Genomic DNA, 17,339 nt, shown 5'->3' on the forward strand with positions numbered 1-17,339 from the left:
TTTGCCGGTTATTGCCTGAGTATTAGTAATATGCCTGCCTTTTTGGTAAGATGAGGGGTAGAAAATCGCAGGAAAAGGAGGGTATAGATTGAAAAAACATGAAAAAGAAAGAGCGATTCTTGCGGGGTGTCAACTAACAGAGGACACGGAACAGTTTTTATATTCAATGGAGGAATTAAAGTCACTGACGGAAACAGCGCAAGGTGAATCAGCAGCGATGATCACCCAAAAGAGAGAACGTGTTCACCCAGGGACATATATTGGCAAGGGAAAGGTAGAAGAACTAAAAAGGCTGGAGGAAGAATTGGAGCCAGATCTTATTATCTTTAATGACGAATTATCTCCGAGCCAAATTAGAAACCTGTCTGCTGAACTGAATGCTAGAGTGATTGACCGGACACAGTTAATTCTTGATATTTTTGCCCGCCGTGCCCGGTCACGTGAAGGTCAGCTGCAAGTGGAGCTTGCTCAGCTGCAATATTTACTGCCGCGGCTGGCGGGGCAGGGAGTCCAGCTTTCCCGTCTTGGCGGAGGAATTGGTACGAGAGGCCCGGGGGAAACGAAGCTCGAGAGCGACCGCCGTCACATTCGCCGCCGCATAGATGAAATTAAACAGCAGCTTCAAACGATTGTTCATCACCGCGAACGGTACCGCAGCCGCCGGAAAAAGAATAAAACCTTTCAGATAGCACTTGTTGGTTATACAAATGCGGGGAAATCTACGCTGTTTAACCGGTTAACTGCTGCCCAATCGCTCGAGGAAAATCAGCTGTTTGCCACCCTCGATCCATTAACGAGAAAGCTTGTTCTTCCAAGCGGGTACCAGGCGATTTTGACGGATACAGTTGGATTTATTCAAGACTTGCCGACAACACTTGTGGCTGCCTTTCGTTCGACGCTGGAAGAGGTCAGTGAAGCGGATTTGCTGCTGCATGTTGTAGACAGTTCTAATCCTGATTTTGCCCAGCATCAGAAAACAGTTAAAAATCTGCTGCATCAGCTGGAGATGGATCACTTGCCGGAGTTGACTGTGTATAACAAAAAAGATATGAGGCATGAAGAGTTTGTTCCGTCATCCGATTCAGAGAACATATTGATCAGCGCGCTTGTTGAAGGTGACCGGCTGATATTAAAAGAAGCGATTGAAAAAATGATGAAAGACCAAATGTCTCCTTACAATGGCCGCATTCCATCATCTGAAGGGAAGCTGATTGCTCTTTTGAGAACGGAAACGATCGTAGATTCTATTGTTTTCGATGAAGAAGAGCAATTTTATCATGTGAAAGGATTTGCTTTCAAAGATCACCCAATCGCAGGGGAAATTAATAAATACATATAACATAAAGGGAGAATTTTCATGTTTGAATTACTTACACAAGGACAAAAAATCCAGCCCATTGCTGAAGCGGCTGAAGCGCAAATCGCAGATGTACACCGCAGCATCGAAAAAATGGCCGAATTCAATCAATTCCGGGTACTTGAAAGTTTCAGGAAACATCAAGTCAGCGAATTTCATTTTACTCCATCTACTGGATATGGCTATGATGACAGTGGACGTGATACGTTAGAACGGATATATGCAGACGTATTTGGCGGGGAGGCGGCGCTCGTTCGGCCGCAAATTATTTCGGGGACACATGCCATTTCGATTGCTCTTTTCGGCATATTGCGCCCTGGTGACGAACTTCTTTATATTACGGGAAATCCGTATGATACGTTAGAGGAGATTGTCGGTATTTCTGGTAAGGGAAACGGATCGTTAAAGGAATTTGGCATTTCCTATCAAAGTGTTTCGCTTAATGAGAATGGCCGGCCCGATTATTCGGCGATTAAAGCGGCCATTAAGCCGAACACAAAAATGATTGGTATCCAGCGCTCTAAAGGATATGCTGTCCGCCCTTCTTTCTCTATTGCTGAAATCGAAGAAATGATTGGGTTCGTGAAAGAAATAAAAAGCGATGTCGTTGTTTTCGTTGATAATTGCTACGGTGAATTTACGGAAGATCGAGAACCTTGCCACGTGGGAGCCGATTTAATGGCCGGCTCATTAATTAAAAACCCAGGAGGCGGCCTCGTTAAAACGGGCGGCTATGTCGTCGGTAAAGCAGCACATGTGGAAAGCTGTTCCTACCGGATGACATCTCCTGGCATAGGAGCGGAGGCTGGAGCGAGCCTATACAGTCTTCTAGAGATGTATCAAGGTTTCTTTCTAGCTCCTCACGTAGTAGCTGAAAGCTTAAAAGGAGCTGTGTTCACTGCAGCTATGCTAGAGAAGATGGGCATGAACACATCCCCGAAATGGAATGAAAAACGAACGGATCTGATTCAAGCGGTTCAATTTGATGATCGTGACAAGATGGTTGCCTTTTGTCAAGCTATTCAATATGCTTCCCCTGTGAATTCTCATGTCACTCCTTATCCAAGCTACATGCCGGGGTATGAAGATGATGTTATTATGGCGGCAGGAACATTTGTCCAAGGAGCAAGTATTGAACTTTCTGCTGACGGACCGCTGCGACCTCCTTTTGCCGCTTATGTACAGGGAGGATTAACGTACGCCCATGTGAAAATTGCGGTTTGTTATGCCTTAAATGAGTTAATTGAAAAAAAATTATTATAGGACATTCAGCCGTCAACGACAAAAGTTGACGGCTGAATCTGTTTATAAAGAATAGTGATGTAAGGAAACCTTACATGGGTTTGACAGATAAAATAACAGGGTATATAATAAACGACGTGAAGAAAGGAGGGTCATTGATGAGCAGTAAAATTCGGCGTTCGATGCCATTATTCCCTATGGGAACGGTAATGAAACTAACAGATTTATCTGCCAGGCAAATACGCTATTATGAAGAACATCAATTGATTCGTCCTGAACGGACTGCAGGCAACCGCCGGCTCTTTTCTTTATACGATATTGATCGTTTGTTGGAGATTAAAGATTTGCTTGACGAAGGCATTAATATGGCAGGAGTGAAAAAAATCCTGTTGAAAGAAGATGAGCCCGTATATAGTAATGTGAAGGACCATCTAAAGAAAGAGAAGAAAGAATTTACGAATGAAGAAGTGAGGAAACTTCTGCGCAGAGAATTGATTAATGCTGGCCGCTTTCACCGAGATGATTTTCCGTCAGGAGAAAAATTTCGTTATTTTCATTAAAAAAGAAAGAAACATCCAACGATCTTGAGGAGGAATTTATTTTTATGGGCAAGTACACAAAAGAAGACATCTTGAACTTAGCGAAAGAAGAAAACGTTAAATTTATCCGTTTGCAGTTCACGGATATTCTAGGAACGATTAAAAACGTGGAAATCCCAGTGAGTCAATTGCCAAAAGCACTTGATAATAAAATGATGTTTGACGGATCTTCTATCGAGGGATTCGTACGCATTGAAGAATCTGATATGCGTTTATTTCCAGATCTTGACACGTGGGTAGTCTTTCCGTGGACAGCAGAAAAAGGCAAAGTTGCCCGCTTAATCTGTGATATTCATATGCCGGATGGAACGCCTTTTTCGGGAGATCCGCGAAGTAATTTAAAGCGTATTTTGAATGAAATGAAGGAACTTGGTTTTTCTAACTTTAATTTAGGGCCTGAACCGGAATTTTTCTTGTTTAAATTAGATGCAAACGGCGAACCTACGTTAGAGCTGAATGATAATGGCGGTTATTTTGACTTGGCGCCAACAGATCTTGGGGAAAACTGCCGTCGTGATATTGTGCTGGAATTAGAAGAAATGGGCTTCGAAATTGAAGCTTCTCACCATGAAGTCGCTCCAGGCCAGCATGAAATTGACTTTAAATATGCTGATGCCTTAACGGCTTGTGATGAAATTCAAACGTTTAAGCTCGTCGTTAAAACAATCGCGAGAAAGCATGGCTTGCATGCGACGTTTATGCCGAAACCGCTTTTCGGAGTGAGCGGCTCAGGTATGCACTGTAACATGTCTTTGTTTAGAGATGGCGATAACGCCTTTTATGATGAGCGCGGTGAACTGCAACTAAGTGAAACTGCTTATCAATTTATTGCCGGTACAATGAAACATGCAAAAGCATTTACAGCGATCACAAATCCAACGGTGAACTCTTACAAACGTCTTGTACCTGGTTATGAAGCGCCTTGTTACGTTGCATGGTCTGGTCAAAACCGTAGTCCGCTTATCCGGATTCCATCTGCCCGCGGCATGAGTACACGTGTGGAAGTGCGCAGTGTTGACCCTGCAGCGAATCCATATTTGGCAATGGCTGTTCTGCTTCAAGCAGGGCTCGACGGCATCAAAAATAGCATGACGCCGCCGCCTGCTGTGGATCGAAATATTTACACAATGGACGAAGAGGAAAGACAACAAGAAGGTGTAGAGGATCTGCCAGGAACATTGGCGGAAGCACTTCGCATGTTGAAGGAAGATGAAGTTATCAAAACAGCACTTGGTGAACACATTCTCGAACACTTCATTGAAGCGAAAGAGATTGAATGGGAAATGTTCCGCACGCAAGTCCATCCGTGGGAACGTGAACAATATCTGCAAATGTATTAATATTTTTACAGGACTGCTTTCTGTCGGTGATTCACTGACGGAGGGCAGTCTGTTTTTTTATAGGAAGAATGAATGGGAATTGCTTTTTAAAACTTTTTTCTAAGGAAGGTTTCTTTACAGATGATACTATTTTTACTGTTATGATAATAGGATGAAATGATTAATGGTGTGATTGCGGCGGCAGATGGATACACAGAATAGACTCAGGACGGGGGAATAAACAAATGAACGATAGTACATTTAATTCTTCGTATGATTATGCTTGTCAGCTGGACAGGCAGGATCGGTTAGCGTCATTTCGGGATGAGTTTTATATGAAAGAGGGAATCATTTATTTTGATGGCAATTCCCTCGGTCTATTATCTAAACGAGCAGAAAAATCATTATTAACACTGCTGAATTCTTGGAAGCAGTTTGGGATTGATGGATGGATGAAGGGAGAGTACCCATGGTACGAACTATCTGAACATTTGGGAGCTAAGACAGCTCCACTGATTGGTGCGGCGCCTGAAGAGGTCATTGTGACCGGTTCTACTACAGCTAATCTTCATCAGATGACGGCCGCCTTTTATGAACCGAAAGGAAAAAAGGTCAAGATCCTTGCTGATGAGCTTACATTTCCTTCAGATATTTATGCTCTTCAAAGTCAGCTGAAATTAAAGGGATATGACCCAAGAACACATTTACTTCAGGTGAAAAGCAGAGATGGCCGTATGATTGAGGAGGATGATGTGATTAAAGGGATGACAGATGAAGTCGCTTTAATTGTTTTGCCGAGTGTTCTATATCGGAGTGGACAAATTCTTGACATGAAGCGCGTAACGGCAGCGGCCCATAAGCGAGGAATTGTCATCGGCTTTGATCTTTGTCATTCCATCGGGGCAATTGACCACAAGCTTAATGAATGGGACGTTGATTTTGCAGTTTGGTGCAGCTATAAATACTTAAACAGCGGGCCGGGCGGTGTTGGGGGATTGTATGTGAACAAGAAACATTTTGGAAGGACACCTGGGCTTGCCGGCTGGTTTGGTTCCCGCAAAGATAAGCAATTTGACATGGAGCATACATGGACGCCTGCTGAACATGCAGGGGCTTATCAAATGGGGACACCTCACATATTAAGCGCAGCACCGTTGCTTGGTTCACTCGAAATCTTTGAAGAGGCTGGAGTGGAGAATCTTCGCAAAAAATCTTTAGACATGACGAGATATATGATGGACCTCATCTCATATGAATTAAAAGGAATGGGGTTTGTATTTGGAAATCCTCTGGAAGACGGGCGGCGCGGAGGGCATATTTATTTAGAGCATAACGAAGCTGCACGAATTTGCAAAGCGTTGAAAAAGAATGGAGTCATTCCTGACTTTCGGGCACCAAACGGCATTCGACTTGCACCAGCAGCCCTTTATAATACGTATGACGAGATATGGAGAGCTGTTCACATATTAAAGAGAATCATGGAAGAAGGGCAGTATAAACAGTTTGAAAATAAACGGGAAACGATTGCGTAAACAAAGGAAATATCCGATGAATGAGGAGAATAAGCTGTTTTTATCCCTGTCACATGTGTTGGCGGGGATTTTTAGTGTTGTGAGCAAGTGACAGAAAGTCTCTTTTCCTTTTCTTGCATATAATAATGTACTGAAAGATAGAGGGGAGAGGTGCGGTATGAAGAAAATGATGAATGATTATCTAGCCTGGTATTATTTAGCGGATGCACAAATAAGGAATGGAAAATTCGATCAGGCTTTGGTTTCTATTCATTATGCACTGTCGTTTTCTGTCCCATATCCATTTAAGGCAAAACTGCTCGACATGCAGGTACAATTAAAGGAGATACAAAGACAAAACAACCCCAAAAAATAAATAGTAAGAGTGTGGATAAGGAACGAAAATGGGGATAGAAAAAGGGAGTAGTAGACGAGTATTATGCGATTATATGTAATGTTAAATGTAACAGGCGTTACACTCCCTTTGGCTTCAAAGGCACAAAGGGTTTTTTTTGATTATAGAATGATTTCTATGAAAATACTCATATCCTATCGTGCACGTTCATATGATACATTAACCTATCATTCTATTAACCTTTGAAAAGTAACAAGGAGCTGCCCAAAACAAAACTGTTAGGCCATTAGGAGGCCGCTCCTTGACAGGGTATTAATGGATATGTCTGTAGACACCGATCACTTTTCCAAGAATGGTAGCGGACGGAAGAATAATCGGCTCCATAGATGAGTTTTCGGGTTGAAGACGAATGTAATCTTTTTCTTTAAAGAAACGTTTTACAGTTGCTTCATCTTCTTCCGTCATTGCCACGACAATCTCGCCGTTTTTTGCGGTCTGCTGCTGGCGGACGACTACGTAGTCACCGTTTAGAATACCTGCTTCAATCATGCTGTCACCCATAATTTCAAGCATAAATACATGTTCATCGGCCGGTGCAAGACGCTCTGGTAATGGAAAGTATTCTTCAACGTTTTCGATTGCTGTAATTGGTATTCCGGCTGTGACTTTTCCAATTAAAGGGACGTTGACTACATTTTGTTTCGGAACTGTATCCTCCATCTCTAATACCTCAATCGCACGCGGCTTAGTTGGATCACGGCGGATTAAGCCTTTGCTTTCTAAGCGGGCAAGGTGCCCATGAACAGTTGAACTAGATGCCAGCCCGACTGCTTCACCTATTTCCCGTACTGAAGGAGGGTAGCCTTTCGTTTTGACCTCAAGCTTTATAAAGTTCAAAATATCCTGCTGCCTTTTCGATAATTTTAGCATTCTTCTGCACCTCGTGAGTTTATCTCTTTTTTTATATTATAACATGACACTTTTTAGGATACAAACATAAGTTCGAATGAAACCTTGACTGAAACAAATGTTCTTATTACAATAATATCAATAAGCGAACGAACATTCGTTTGAAAGGAGATTCCTAATGATGAAAGCATTTGTTAAAGAGAATTCTTTTGTTCTTTTATTTATGGCTGTTACAATAATAGCAGGAATCATACTAATCTTTAGCATAAGTGAAGAACAGCATTCTTATAAAGAAATTGTCGTGCAGGAAGGGGATTCTCTGTGGAGCATCGCCGGACAATACAATAAAGTGAATGGAATGGATGAAGAGGACTTTATTATGTGGGTACAAAAAGAAAATAAGCTGCGTTCTGCTAAAATAGTCCCAGGAGATACGCTGATTATACCAATCGCTTCATCCTCAGCCTATCTAGACAAAGAAGTTGCATTTAAAGGAGAGTAATTTCAGGTGAGAGCTATTATTTATTGTCGTGTCAGCACAAAGAAAGAGGCACAGGCAACGTCGCTTGAACGGCAGGAGGAGGAATTGCTCAGTCTTGCTTCGAGAAAAGGATATGAAGTAGCTGCTATCGTAAAAGATCAAATCAGCGGCTATGACTTGGACAGACCGGGTATGCTCCATGTGCTGGATTTAATTAAAAAAGAGCCCATTGATGCTGTGCTGATCCAAGATGAAACAAGAATTGGAAGGGGAAACGCAAAAATAGCGTTATTGCATTGTCTGTTTAAAGAAGGAGTGAAAGTCTTCAGCATTGCGGACGATGGGGAATTACAGCTGTCTGAATCAGATTCGATGGTGATGCAAATTGTTAGTATGGTAGAGGAATATCAGCGGAAAATTCACAATTTGAAAATAAAGCGCGGGATGAAACGAGCGGTGAAAAATGGCTTTCGTCCTGAGGAGAACCTGAAAAATAGGGGGAATCCAGCTGGCAGGGAAAGAAAAGAAGTACCGATGGAAGAGATCATCCGTCTGCGCCGAAATGATCTTACTTTTGATGAGATTGCGGCTACACTAAGAGGATTCGGCTATCAAGTATCAAAAGCAACTGTACATAGACGATTTAAGGAGTATATGGAGCAAGAGGATGAAACAATTAAATAGGCAACCTTCTTGTTTCTCTATTTCTTTTTTTATAGAATAGAGGTCATAATGAAAAATAACGAAAGGAGAGTCTGCTGCGTGCTTCTTAATAGTAAGAAGATGAATCACTCAGCAGCAACTACTTATGCTTTCTCCAGATAAACTTGCCCGTATTAATGAACTTTCAAAGAAATCAAAAGCGGAAGGATTGACCGCTGAAGAAGCAACAGAGCAGGCCAATCTGCGTCAAGAATATTTAAAAGTTTTTCGTTCATCTATGAAAAATACAGTGGAAACTGTTCGTATTTTTGATCCGGAAGGCAATGAAGTAACACCGAAGAAAGTTCAGGACATTCAAAAACGGAAAAAAATGCATTAAAAGGCCGGTTTCACCGGCCTTTCAGTTTGTCGACAAAAGGGGTTCAGAATGGTCTCATTCCGAACCCCTTTTTGATTTTTTATTGGTTTTAAAGCTGTTTGAGAGAAGGATAGATCTCTCTGAGTCCGTTATTTAGACCATATTTGTTTCTACTTCTTCAATCGTCTTGCACATAGAGCGGGTGCCAAAAGTATATTGAGTTAGTTTAATTAAAATAACAGGATCAATGCTTGGGCGGCCCGCTTCCGGGTACAACTCTTTCACCAAGTCATAAATAAAAGAGAAATCAATCGCTGCTTCCATTTTACGAACCAGGTGATTCTCTGGTACAAGGTGATCTAGAGAGATCATTTCTAGTTGGTCCCGTTGGATTAGATTGTGTCTCGACAGCATCTTTATCCCTCAAGCATTTTATCTGTTTATTTTAAAACAGGTAATCATTATACGGCTGCTCTAACTTTGTAAACCTTGTTGATTGGAATGGAAGGCGCGAAGACTCCCGCAGGCACTTTTGCGGCGAGGAGGCTCATCGCCCGGCGGAAAACGAAGCATCCTGGAATGGAAATCAACAGCCCCCATCCACAAGCAAAATAAAAAGACTGCGGACAAACTTTTAGGGGTCACTTCAAGTTTGTCTACAGTCTGAAAGGCCGGTTTCATCGGCCTTTTTTATTTGTCGATAAAGTCTATTTTGAATGTATTTTCTAAAAATTAAAAAGAACCTAAATAGATATTCATAGAAATCTTGTATATTTTGATAAACACCTATAATATTAAGAAAGAATCATATTTGTTGAGGAAAGGAAGTTTGCCATGTTTGATACAGTTGATCAATTAGCAGTGAATACGATCCGCACGCTTTCTATAGATGCGATTGAAAAAGCAAGTTCTGGACATCCAGGTCTGCCAATGGGAGCGGCTCCTATGGCTTATACACTTTGGACTCGGTATATGAACCACAACCCTAAAAATTCAAAGTGGTTTAACCGTGACCGTTTTATTTTATCAGCGGGGCATGGATCCATGCTTTTATATAGTCTATTGCATTTGTCAGGTTATGATTTATCGATGGATGAAATTAAAAATTTCCGCCAATGGGGAAGTAAAACACCTGGGCATCCAGAATATGGACATACAGATGGTGTAGAAGCAACGACTGGACCACTAGGCCAAGGAATTGCAATGGCTGTAGGTATGGCGATGGCTGAACGACATTTAGCTGCTGTCTACAATAAAGATAACTATGAGGTCGTGAATCACTTTACATATACGCTTTGCGGTGATGGAGATTTGATGGAAGGTGTTGCTTCTGAAGCCGCATCTCTTGCTGGTCATTTAAAATTAGGCCGTTTAGTTGTTCTTTATGATTCCAACGATATCTCTCTTGATGGTGATCTAGACAAGTCCTTTTCTGAAAGTGTGGAAGGCCGCTTTACTTCTTATGGGTGGCAATATCTCCGTGTAGAAGATGGAAACAATATGGAAGAGATCGCTAAAGCCATTGACGAAGCACGGCAGGATGAGACACGTCCAACCCTTATTGAAGTAAAGACAGTCATTGGGTACGGATCTCCTAATAAGTCAGGCAAGTCAGACGTACACGGTGCTCCTCTTGGTGCAGATGAATTGAAATTGACGAAAGACTATTATCAATGGACATTCGAGCAGGATTTCCATGTTCCTGAAGGAGTCTATAGCCGTTTTGAAGAACTCATTGTTCAAAAAGGGAAAGCGACAGAGCAGGAATGGGATCAATTGTTTGAAGATTATAAAAAACATTTTCCTGAACTCGGACATCAGCTAGAGGCAGCAATAAATGGGGAGCTGGCTGAAGGATGGGATGCAGACGTACCGGTGTATGAGGAAGGCACGTCGCTGGCAAGCCGTGCTTCATCAAGTGAGGTATTAAATGCGATTGCCAAGAACTTGCCTACATTTATCGGCGGTTCTGCTGACTTGGCAGGTTCGAACAAAACAACGATCAAAAATGAACAGGATTTTGAACCGGGCACGTATGAAGGACGAAATATTTGGTTCGGTGTACGGGAGTTTGCGATGGGAGCTGCTATGAATGGAATGGCTCTTCACGGTGGGCTTCAAGTATTTGGCGGTACATTCTTCGTGTTCTCTGATTATTTGCGCCCAGCGATTCGTCTAGCTGCTTTAATGGGTATGCCTGTCACGTATGTATTTACACATGACAGCATCGCCGTAGGGGAAGATGGGCCGACACATGAACCAATTGAACAGTTATCTGCCCTGCGTTCGATGCCTAACTTATCAATCATCCGGCCGGCAGACAGCAATGAAACAGCTGCTGCTTGGAAACTAGCGGTCTCTTCTAAATCAACACCGACTGCACTTGTACTGACTCGTCAAAACTTGCCGACCATTAAAGGAACTCCTCAAACTGCGGAGGAAGGTGTAGCGAAAGGGGCTTACGTTATTTCGCCGGCTCAGAAAGACACAGCTGACCTATTGTTATTGGCTACGGGATCAGAAGTAGGTTTGGCAGTAGAGGCTCAGCAGGTGCTTCAACAAGACGGAATCGATGCAGCTGTGATCAGCATGCCATCGTGGGATCGTTTTGAAAAACAAAGTAAGGAATATAAACAGTCAGTCCTTCCTAAAGATGTGAAAAAACGTCTCGCTGTCGAAATGGGATCTTCTTTTGGCTGGGAGCGTTACACAGGTGACGAAGGGGATATTATTGCCATTGACCAGTTTGGTGCTTCTGCTCCTGGAGAAACAGTGATGAGGGAATATGGATTCACTGTCGACCACGTTGTTTCACGTGCAAAAGCGTTAGTAAATAATTAATAAATTATAAGCCAAAAGACCGTTTTTGCTATTTAGCTAACCGGTCTTTTGGGCATGTATAAAGCGATATTTGGAAGGCTGTATTCTACTTGTACAGGATGTTGTCTATACCTATTGATGTTAAATCGACAAAACTAGTGGTAGTTTTTCCTAAAATTCAACAACTTTGACAACTATTCTTTATTATAATAAAGAAAAGGACAAGCAGGGGGTAGAATGAATGAGAAGCTATCAAATTTACTGGATTGGGGATGAGTTTGCTCATTATTTTTATGGGCGTGAGCAGAACTTTTTTCAGTTGTTTTTTGAAAGCTTTACGAATAAAGATGGAGAAAAAAGTGTCATTGAAAAACAAATTCAATACATTACAAAAGAATTCCCTGTACGGTCACTTTGTTCTGTATTGAAAGAATCTTTAACGGGCAGGGATAGCTTTTCAGTTGAAAAAAATAATCTCTTCATCATTGAACTTCCGGAAAAGAAGGGAAAAGCGTTTTTATCTGCCGAATCTAAATGTCTTCATTTAAAGGCATTGGGAAGTTATGAGGCTGAAACGATTTTCTTCTCTTCATTAAAGAAATTAAATGCTTGTTTGTTTGCTGTCGATTTTGAACGCAAGAATTACGGTTGGCTTGAGCCGATCAGAAAAGAAAATTTATTTAGATAAGGAAAATTTCTCTTTCATGTTGTATAATGGCTTTTGGTTTAGTAAACTTTTAGTAGACGACATGAAGGAGGAAGTATTTTATGTTATATGTACTCGTCGGAATTCTGGCTTTAGCTGCCGGAGTTGCGCTTGGATTTTTTATAGCCCGTAAATATATGATGGACTATTTAAAAAAGAATCCGCCAATCAATGAACAAATGCTGCGAATGATGATGATGCAAATGGGGCAAAAGCCGTCGCAGAAAAAAATAAATCAAATGATGTCACAAATGAACAAGCAGTTTGATAAAAAATAAACGGCTGAACCCTTACCGTTTAAGGGATTCTTGTTTGATTTAATATATTTTTTTCGGACGAGCCTATACGAAAAAAGGTCAAAGAAGTTGATCTTTTTTGTCCATACATCCGAAAGTTTCTTTATTTTTCAATCAAACCAAAACCACTTTTTCTGTTGAAAGGTTCAATTTCAATGGGAAAGGTGGTTTTTTGTTGTGGTTAGAAGTAAGGGCTAAATAACAATATCACTGAACTAATGACTTAAAGGATTAATGTTTAATCATTAATGCGGGTTTCTTTTGTGCTAAGTCACCGTTTATTTTTGTATCGGTTAAAAAACAATTTACATACCCTATATGGTATTATAATATACGCATAAGGGTTATGAGAAAAAGCTTGGTGTGTTATGAAAGATAGACAAAAGGAGAGAACAACAGGAATTGAAAATCAGACTAAACCGTTGTATGGTTCACCATGCATATTAATTAGTATGAAAGGGTGCCAATATAATGACATCCTTTTATTTAATACAGGAGAGGAACGGATGAAAAGGTATGGTTGTTTTTAATGAGAGGTGATTATATTGGGAAAATCATTCAATAAAGTACAAATAGGAATAAGAGAAAATAGTATTCAATTTTCATTATTAGTTATGATTAACTTATTTGTTGGTTCAATGGTCGGGCTTGAAAGAACGATTCTTCCTATTATTGGGGAAGCGAACTTTGCACTTACATCAGCAAGTGCGGCCCTGTCTTTTATCATTAGTTTTGGATTTTCAAAAGCAATCGTTAACTTCTTTGCAGGAAATATTGCTGATAGAATTGGAAGAAAACGGGTTCTATTGTTAGGATGGATGGTTGGTTTGCTTGTTCCATTGCTTGTAATTTCTGCTCAATTTTGGTGGGTTATTGTGTTGGCAAATATTCTTTTAGGAATTAACCAGGGGTTAACATGGTCGATGACGGTCAACATGAAAGTAGACTTAGCCAAATCCAAACAAAGGGGACTAGCTGTTGGATTAAATGAATTTGCTGGTTATATTGGAGTGGCGCTAATGGCTGTTATCTCAGGGTATATTGCATCAACTTATTCTTTACGACCTGAACCATTTTATGTGGGATTCGGTATTGTAATTGTTGGATTTATTCTTTCATTAATGGTTAAAGATACGGGAGAACATTTAAAACTTCAAGCCCAAAAACAAAAAATCAATGAATCGGTTGATGTAAAGGAAGTCTTTCAACAGACAACCTGGAAAGATAAGAACTTATCAAGTGTTAGTTTTGCAGGACTATCAACTAATTTAAAGGATGGTATGGTCTGGGGATTGTTTCCCTTATTTTTTATCTCTAGTGGATTATCGATGGCACAAATTGGAACCATTACAGCGGTTTATCCAGCAGCATGGGGATTCTTTCAATTGTTTACAGGTGTATTGAGCGATCGTATTGGCCGCAAATGGTTAATCACGATTGGAATGTGGATACAGGCCGTTTCCCTTTGGTGGATCTTATTTGCGGATAGTTATGTATTATGGGTAATGGGAGCTATTCTTTTAGGAGTCGGTACAGCTATGGTTTATCCGACGTTAATAGCATCCATTACTGATGTAGCTCATCCTAATTGGAGGGCTACATCAGTGGGAATTTACCGCTTTTGGCGTGATAGCGGTTATGCTTTTGGCGCCCTGCTGGGAGGAGTTATTGCAGATATGCTTAATGTTAATTGGTCGATTGGTCTAGTTGCCCTTGTCCCTTTAATTGCAGGTGTTTTCGCTGCCACTCGTATGAATGAAACATTAGAAAGAAATGATGAAAGAAGAAAAAGACTGTAAAGAGGTCGTAACAAAACGATCATAGCGAGAGATTTCCGCAATTTGGAATATTTATATTTAACATAACTTTATTATGTAAACTTGATTTTGTATTTTATCTTAATGATCGAGTTTTGAAAAGTATATAGGGTTTAGTGTTCTTTTCACTGTACGATGTTGGTAAAACAGGAAATGAGCAGACGATTCATCGAACTCTGCTCATTTTTAATTGAGTATTTTTTTTTGAAGAAGAAGGGGGAAGAGGGCGAATATATTGACGGTCATAGTCATTTAATAAAAGGTCAAGCTCTTGACTGCATTTTACAGCGAACGGAGAAGTTAATCCATTAACCGCGACAATGTTAAATAATTCCAACCGTTTTTTTTCGATCGCATTTAGTAAATCGTCTTTGTGCACAGGAGAAAATCCTTTCTATGTAATAATAAGCTAGCCCTTGTCAGTTTCTTTAGTATACCCAAACTTTTACTTTTTTTCAAAAATAAAATCAATTTTTTCAAAAGAAAGTCATTTTCATTTTTGTCTGGAAAGTCACAAAGTATTCATATCGTTTTTTTCGCTTCCTGTTCTAATCTTTGCTACAATATCAATGGAGAGGCAGGAGATTTTATTGGGTGATCTTAATCTTTTTCTAGCTTTTGGAGCAGGATTTCTCAGTTTTATTTCACCATGCTGTTTGCCGCTGTATCCCGCATTTCTTTCTTATATTACCGGCATGAGTGTAAATGAATTAAAACAAGAGAATAAAATGCTGCAAAGAAGGAGCATGCTGCATACACTGTTCTTTTTGTTGGGGTTTTCGCTAATATTTATATCACTAGGTTTTGCTACAAGTTTTATTGGCAGTTTGCTGTCACAATATCAGGATTTAATTAGGCAGATTGGCGCCATTTTTATCGTATTTTTCGGTCTTGTCGTTACGGGGATTCTTCAGCCGAAGTTTATGATGACTGATCGCCGATTCGAATTTAAGAACCGGCCGAGCGGCTATGCAGGCTCACTGTTAATCGGCCTCGCTTTTGCTGCTGGCTGGACGCCTTGCACTGGCCCTATTTTACTATCGGTCTTTGCACTTGCAGCAAGCAATCCGGGGTCAGGGCTTATATATATGATTGCTTATACGCTTGGATTCGCCATTCCTTTCTTTATTCTTTCTTTCTTTATCAGCCGCATGAAATGGATTCGAACACATAGCGGAACGATTATGAAAGTGGGCGGCTATGTTATGATTGTCATGGGTGTCGTGCTATTTTTTGATTGGATGACAAAAATCATCATTTTCTTAAGCCCGCTTTTCGGTGATTTTACTGGATTTTAATCTTTTAGAGTGTGAGTCAAACAGCCGTTTTCAACGAAGTTTCGAGTCACGCTCTTTGTATTTGAGGAGAAAATCGATTATAATAACGTAGCAAACGTATTAAGATAAGGGATGATGAAGATGCTGCTTGCTGCCTCATCGGTTTTGGCGGTTGTTATGGGAATTGCGGCTATATTTGTTCGCATGAAAGCTGCCAAAAAGCCAACGTCAGCTGCTAAGATTATGCTGCCTCCGCTTTTTATGAGTACAGGGGCTTTGATGTTTGTTATACCCGAGTTCAGAATTACCTCAATGGAATTGCTAGAGGCCATGATAGTGGGCATGTTATTTTCGATTTTATTAATCAAAACATCGAATTTTGAGATTCGTGATGAAGATATTTATTTAAAACGTTCAAAAGCGTTTCCAATCATTCTAATCAGCCTTCTCATTATTCGGATTATAGGTAAGGTTGTTTTGAGCTCAACTGTTCATCTTGGTGAATTAAGCGGGATGTTTTTTATTCTTGCGTTTTCGATGATTGTTCCATGGCGTATTTCTATGTATTGGAAGTACCGCAGCCTACGTGCGAAGCTAGGTAAGGAGCCAGTTAATAAAAATACTGTTCTATAAAGAAAAGAGCCTGCGGATACCGCAGGCTCTTTTCCTTTGACTTTGTTAAACTTGCTTGCTGGTTCCGCTAAGGTCTCCCACTTTCCGCTCCAATCAACAATAATTATTAACATAGCCTTTCTTTTAAAACAGATGTTCATATGGTGACACATCAATTTCCATCTGATTTAATTTTTTACGCAAAAATTTATGGTCTCTCTTCGGCGTGGCAATGATGTATCCTCGAATGACTAAATCTTGTGTAACTCTTCCAGACTCTTCTTTTAATGCCAGCTCACCGATTTTTCCAGCGATTTTTTGACGGGCGACATCTCGAAAAAGCTCAGGAACAGGACTGACTAGTTCTTCAAGCAAGTCTTTCTCCGGTTGTTCCCACAGCTTTCGGGTTTGAGCAACATAATATTCTTCCCAGTCCATATCTGATTTTCCATCTGTTTTTGGAAGTCTTTTTAAAAACTTACGAAACATGAAAAAACCGCCAATGGCGAAACTTCCGACCAATATGATGACCCAAAAAAGTATGAAATAAGAAAACCAACCTTGCAGCATGATAGCAACCTCCAAAATTCTCTTCTATCGCTACTCATTATAGACAAAGGGGAAAGTGGATACAACAATAAAGACCAGGTGTGTATCTATAAATAAACTAACTTTTCAGAGGATAATTCAAAATTACCACACCTAAAATAATGGCAGACAGACCCAAAAAAGTTTGAAGAGTGAATGCCTCTTTCCAAATAAGTATTCCGATAATAGCAGTGAGTGCCGTACCAACGCCAGACCAGATAGCATAAGCTATACTTAAGGGGATGGTTTTTAAGGCTAGTGATAAAGTATAAAAAGCGGCAGCGTAGCCGATTGCTACGATAAGCGAAGGCAGCCATTTCGTAAATCCTTCTGAAGCTTTCAACATAGAACTTCCAATTACTTCGCTCACAATAGCAACGGCTAGTAACAAATAAGACATGCCTATTCTCCTTTTTCTCCTAGTCTACC

19 protein-coding genes and 1 pseudogene are annotated in these 17,339 nt (G+C 40.5%); 15 read left to right on the forward strand and 5 right to left on the reverse strand.

From position 1 onward, the window contains the following. The first annotated feature begins 88 nt into the window (after positions 1 to 88). The 6 genes from hflX to QYG89_RS05255 all read left to right on the forward strand — a co-directional run bounded on the left by hflX (position 89) and on the right by QYG89_RS05255 (position 6,404). Positions 89 to 1,339, forward strand: coding sequence for a GTPase HflX (hflX, locus tag QYG89_RS05230; protein WP_404315279.1), 1,251 nt, complete (start codon positions 89 to 91; stop codon positions 1,337 to 1,339). 18 nt (positions 1,340 to 1,357) lie between these two features. Next, positions 1,358 to 2,620: a methionine gamma-lyase family protein gene (locus tag QYG89_RS05235; RefSeq protein WP_404315281.1), complete on the forward strand. Its 1,263-nt coding sequence runs from the start codon at positions 1,358 to 1,360 to the stop codon at positions 2,618 to 2,620. A 137-nt stretch (positions 2,621 to 2,757) separates the two neighbouring features. After that, the gene (locus tag QYG89_RS05240) at positions 2,758 to 3,159 is read left to right on the forward strand and encodes a MerR family transcriptional regulator (RefSeq protein WP_404315283.1); all 402 of its coding nucleotides are present in this window, start codon (positions 2,758 to 2,760) and stop codon (positions 3,157 to 3,159) included. Between the two features lie 44 nt (positions 3,160 to 3,203). Continuing rightward, complete coding sequence (gene glnA, locus QYG89_RS05245; protein ID WP_404315285.1) at positions 3,204 to 4,538, forward strand: type I glutamate--ammonia ligase; 1,335 nt, start codon at positions 3,204 to 3,206, stop codon at positions 4,536 to 4,538. 224 nt (positions 4,539 to 4,762) lie between these two features. Next, the gene (gene kynU / locus QYG89_RS05250) at positions 4,763 to 6,049 is read left to right on the forward strand and encodes a kynureninase (RefSeq protein WP_404315287.1); all 1,287 of its coding nucleotides are present in this window, start codon (positions 4,763 to 4,765) and stop codon (positions 6,047 to 6,049) included. Between the two features lie 157 nt (positions 6,050 to 6,206). Further along, positions 6,207 to 6,404 (forward strand): hypothetical protein, encoded by a 198-nt coding sequence (locus tag QYG89_RS05255; RefSeq protein WP_404315289.1) that lies wholly within the window; start codon positions 6,207 to 6,209, stop codon positions 6,402 to 6,404. Between the two features lie 291 nt (positions 6,405 to 6,695). On the opposite strand, the gene lexA is transcribed toward QYG89_RS05255, so the two are convergent. After that, complete coding sequence (lexA, locus tag QYG89_RS05260; RefSeq protein ID WP_404315291.1) at positions 6,696 to 7,313, reverse strand: transcriptional repressor LexA; 618 nt, start codon at positions 7,311 to 7,313, stop codon at positions 6,696 to 6,698. Between the two features lie 157 nt (positions 7,314 to 7,470). Here lexA and yneA point away from each other — a divergent pair, with 157 nt between their 5' ends. The 3 genes from yneA (at position 7,471) to QYG89_RS05275 (ending at position 8,815) form a co-directional block, all read left to right on the forward strand. Then, positions 7,471 to 7,794: a cell division suppressor protein YneA gene (gene yneA, locus QYG89_RS05265; RefSeq protein ID WP_404315293.1), complete on the forward strand. Its 324-nt coding sequence runs from the start codon at positions 7,471 to 7,473 to the stop codon at positions 7,792 to 7,794. A 6-nt stretch (positions 7,795 to 7,800) separates the two neighbouring features. Beyond that, complete coding sequence (locus tag QYG89_RS05270) at positions 7,801 to 8,457, forward strand: YneB family resolvase-like protein (RefSeq protein WP_404315295.1); 657 nt, start codon at positions 7,801 to 7,803, stop codon at positions 8,455 to 8,457. 124 nt (positions 8,458 to 8,581) lie between these two features. Next, entirely contained in the window at positions 8,582 to 8,815 is a 234-nt protein-coding gene (locus QYG89_RS05275; protein WP_404315297.1) for a DUF896 domain-containing protein, read from the forward strand. Positions 8,816 to 8,953: 138 nt separating this feature from the next. Here QYG89_RS05275 and QYG89_RS05280 read toward each other — a convergent pair. After that, positions 8,954 to 9,208, reverse strand: a pseudogene (locus QYG89_RS05280) (IS5/IS1182 family transposase); the annotation flags it as partial. A gap of 420 nt (positions 9,209 to 9,628) precedes the next feature. On the opposite strand from QYG89_RS05280, the gene tkt reads away from it, so the two are divergent. The 4 genes from tkt (at position 9,629) to QYG89_RS05300 (ending at position 14,415) form a co-directional block, all read left to right on the forward strand. Continuing rightward, positions 9,629 to 11,635, forward strand: coding sequence for a transketolase (tkt, locus tag QYG89_RS05285; protein WP_404315299.1), 2,007 nt, complete (start codon positions 9,629 to 9,631; stop codon positions 11,633 to 11,635). Between the two features lie 220 nt (positions 11,636 to 11,855). Next, complete coding sequence (gene sirA / locus QYG89_RS05290; RefSeq protein WP_404315301.1) at positions 11,856 to 12,302, forward strand: sporulation inhibitor of replication protein SirA; 447 nt, start codon at positions 11,856 to 11,858, stop codon at positions 12,300 to 12,302. Between the two features lie 80 nt (positions 12,303 to 12,382). After that, a complete protein-coding gene (locus QYG89_RS05295) occupies positions 12,383 to 12,598 on the forward strand; it encodes a YneF family protein (RefSeq protein ID WP_404315303.1) in 216 nt (71 codons plus the stop codon). 632 nt (positions 12,599 to 13,230) lie between these two features. After that, positions 13,231 to 14,415 (forward strand): MFS transporter, encoded by a 1,185-nt coding sequence (locus QYG89_RS05300; RefSeq protein ID WP_404315642.1) that lies wholly within the window; start codon positions 13,231 to 13,233, stop codon positions 14,413 to 14,415. A 184-nt stretch (positions 14,416 to 14,599) separates the two neighbouring features. On the opposite strand, the gene QYG89_RS05305 is transcribed toward QYG89_RS05300, so the two are convergent. Further along, positions 14,600 to 14,812 (reverse strand): Spo0E family sporulation regulatory protein-aspartic acid phosphatase, encoded by a 213-nt coding sequence (locus QYG89_RS05305; RefSeq protein ID WP_404315305.1) that lies wholly within the window; start codon positions 14,810 to 14,812, stop codon positions 14,600 to 14,602. Positions 14,813 to 15,023: 211 nt separating this feature from the next. Between QYG89_RS05305 and QYG89_RS05310 the strand changes: the two genes are divergently transcribed. Both QYG89_RS05310 and QYG89_RS05315 read left to right on the forward strand, forming a co-directional pair. Beyond that, positions 15,024 to 15,731 carry a cytochrome c biogenesis CcdA family protein gene (locus QYG89_RS05310; protein ID WP_404315307.1) on the forward strand — a complete coding sequence of 236 codons (708 nt, stop codon included), beginning with the start codon at positions 15,024 to 15,026 and terminating at the stop codon, positions 15,729 to 15,731. A gap of 120 nt (positions 15,732 to 15,851) precedes the next feature. After that, a complete protein-coding gene (locus QYG89_RS05315; RefSeq protein ID WP_404315309.1) occupies positions 15,852 to 16,343 on the forward strand; it encodes a CcdC family protein in 492 nt (163 codons plus the stop codon). Between the two features lie 123 nt (positions 16,344 to 16,466). On the opposite strand, the gene QYG89_RS05320 is transcribed toward QYG89_RS05315, so the two are convergent. Next, complete coding sequence (locus QYG89_RS05320; protein WP_404315311.1) at positions 16,467 to 16,892, reverse strand: DUF2621 domain-containing protein; 426 nt, start codon at positions 16,890 to 16,892, stop codon at positions 16,467 to 16,469. A gap of 97 nt (positions 16,893 to 16,989) precedes the next feature. Continuing rightward, complete coding sequence (locus QYG89_RS05325) at positions 16,990 to 17,310, reverse strand: DMT family transporter (protein WP_404315313.1); 321 nt, start codon at positions 17,308 to 17,310, stop codon at positions 16,990 to 16,992. Between the last annotated feature and the right edge of the window lie 29 nt (positions 17,311 to 17,339).

The organism is Bacillus lumedeiriae (assembly GCF_044891285.1).
GTDB lineage: Bacteria > Bacillota > Bacilli > Bacillales > Domibacillaceae > Pseudobacillus > Pseudobacillus lumedeiriae.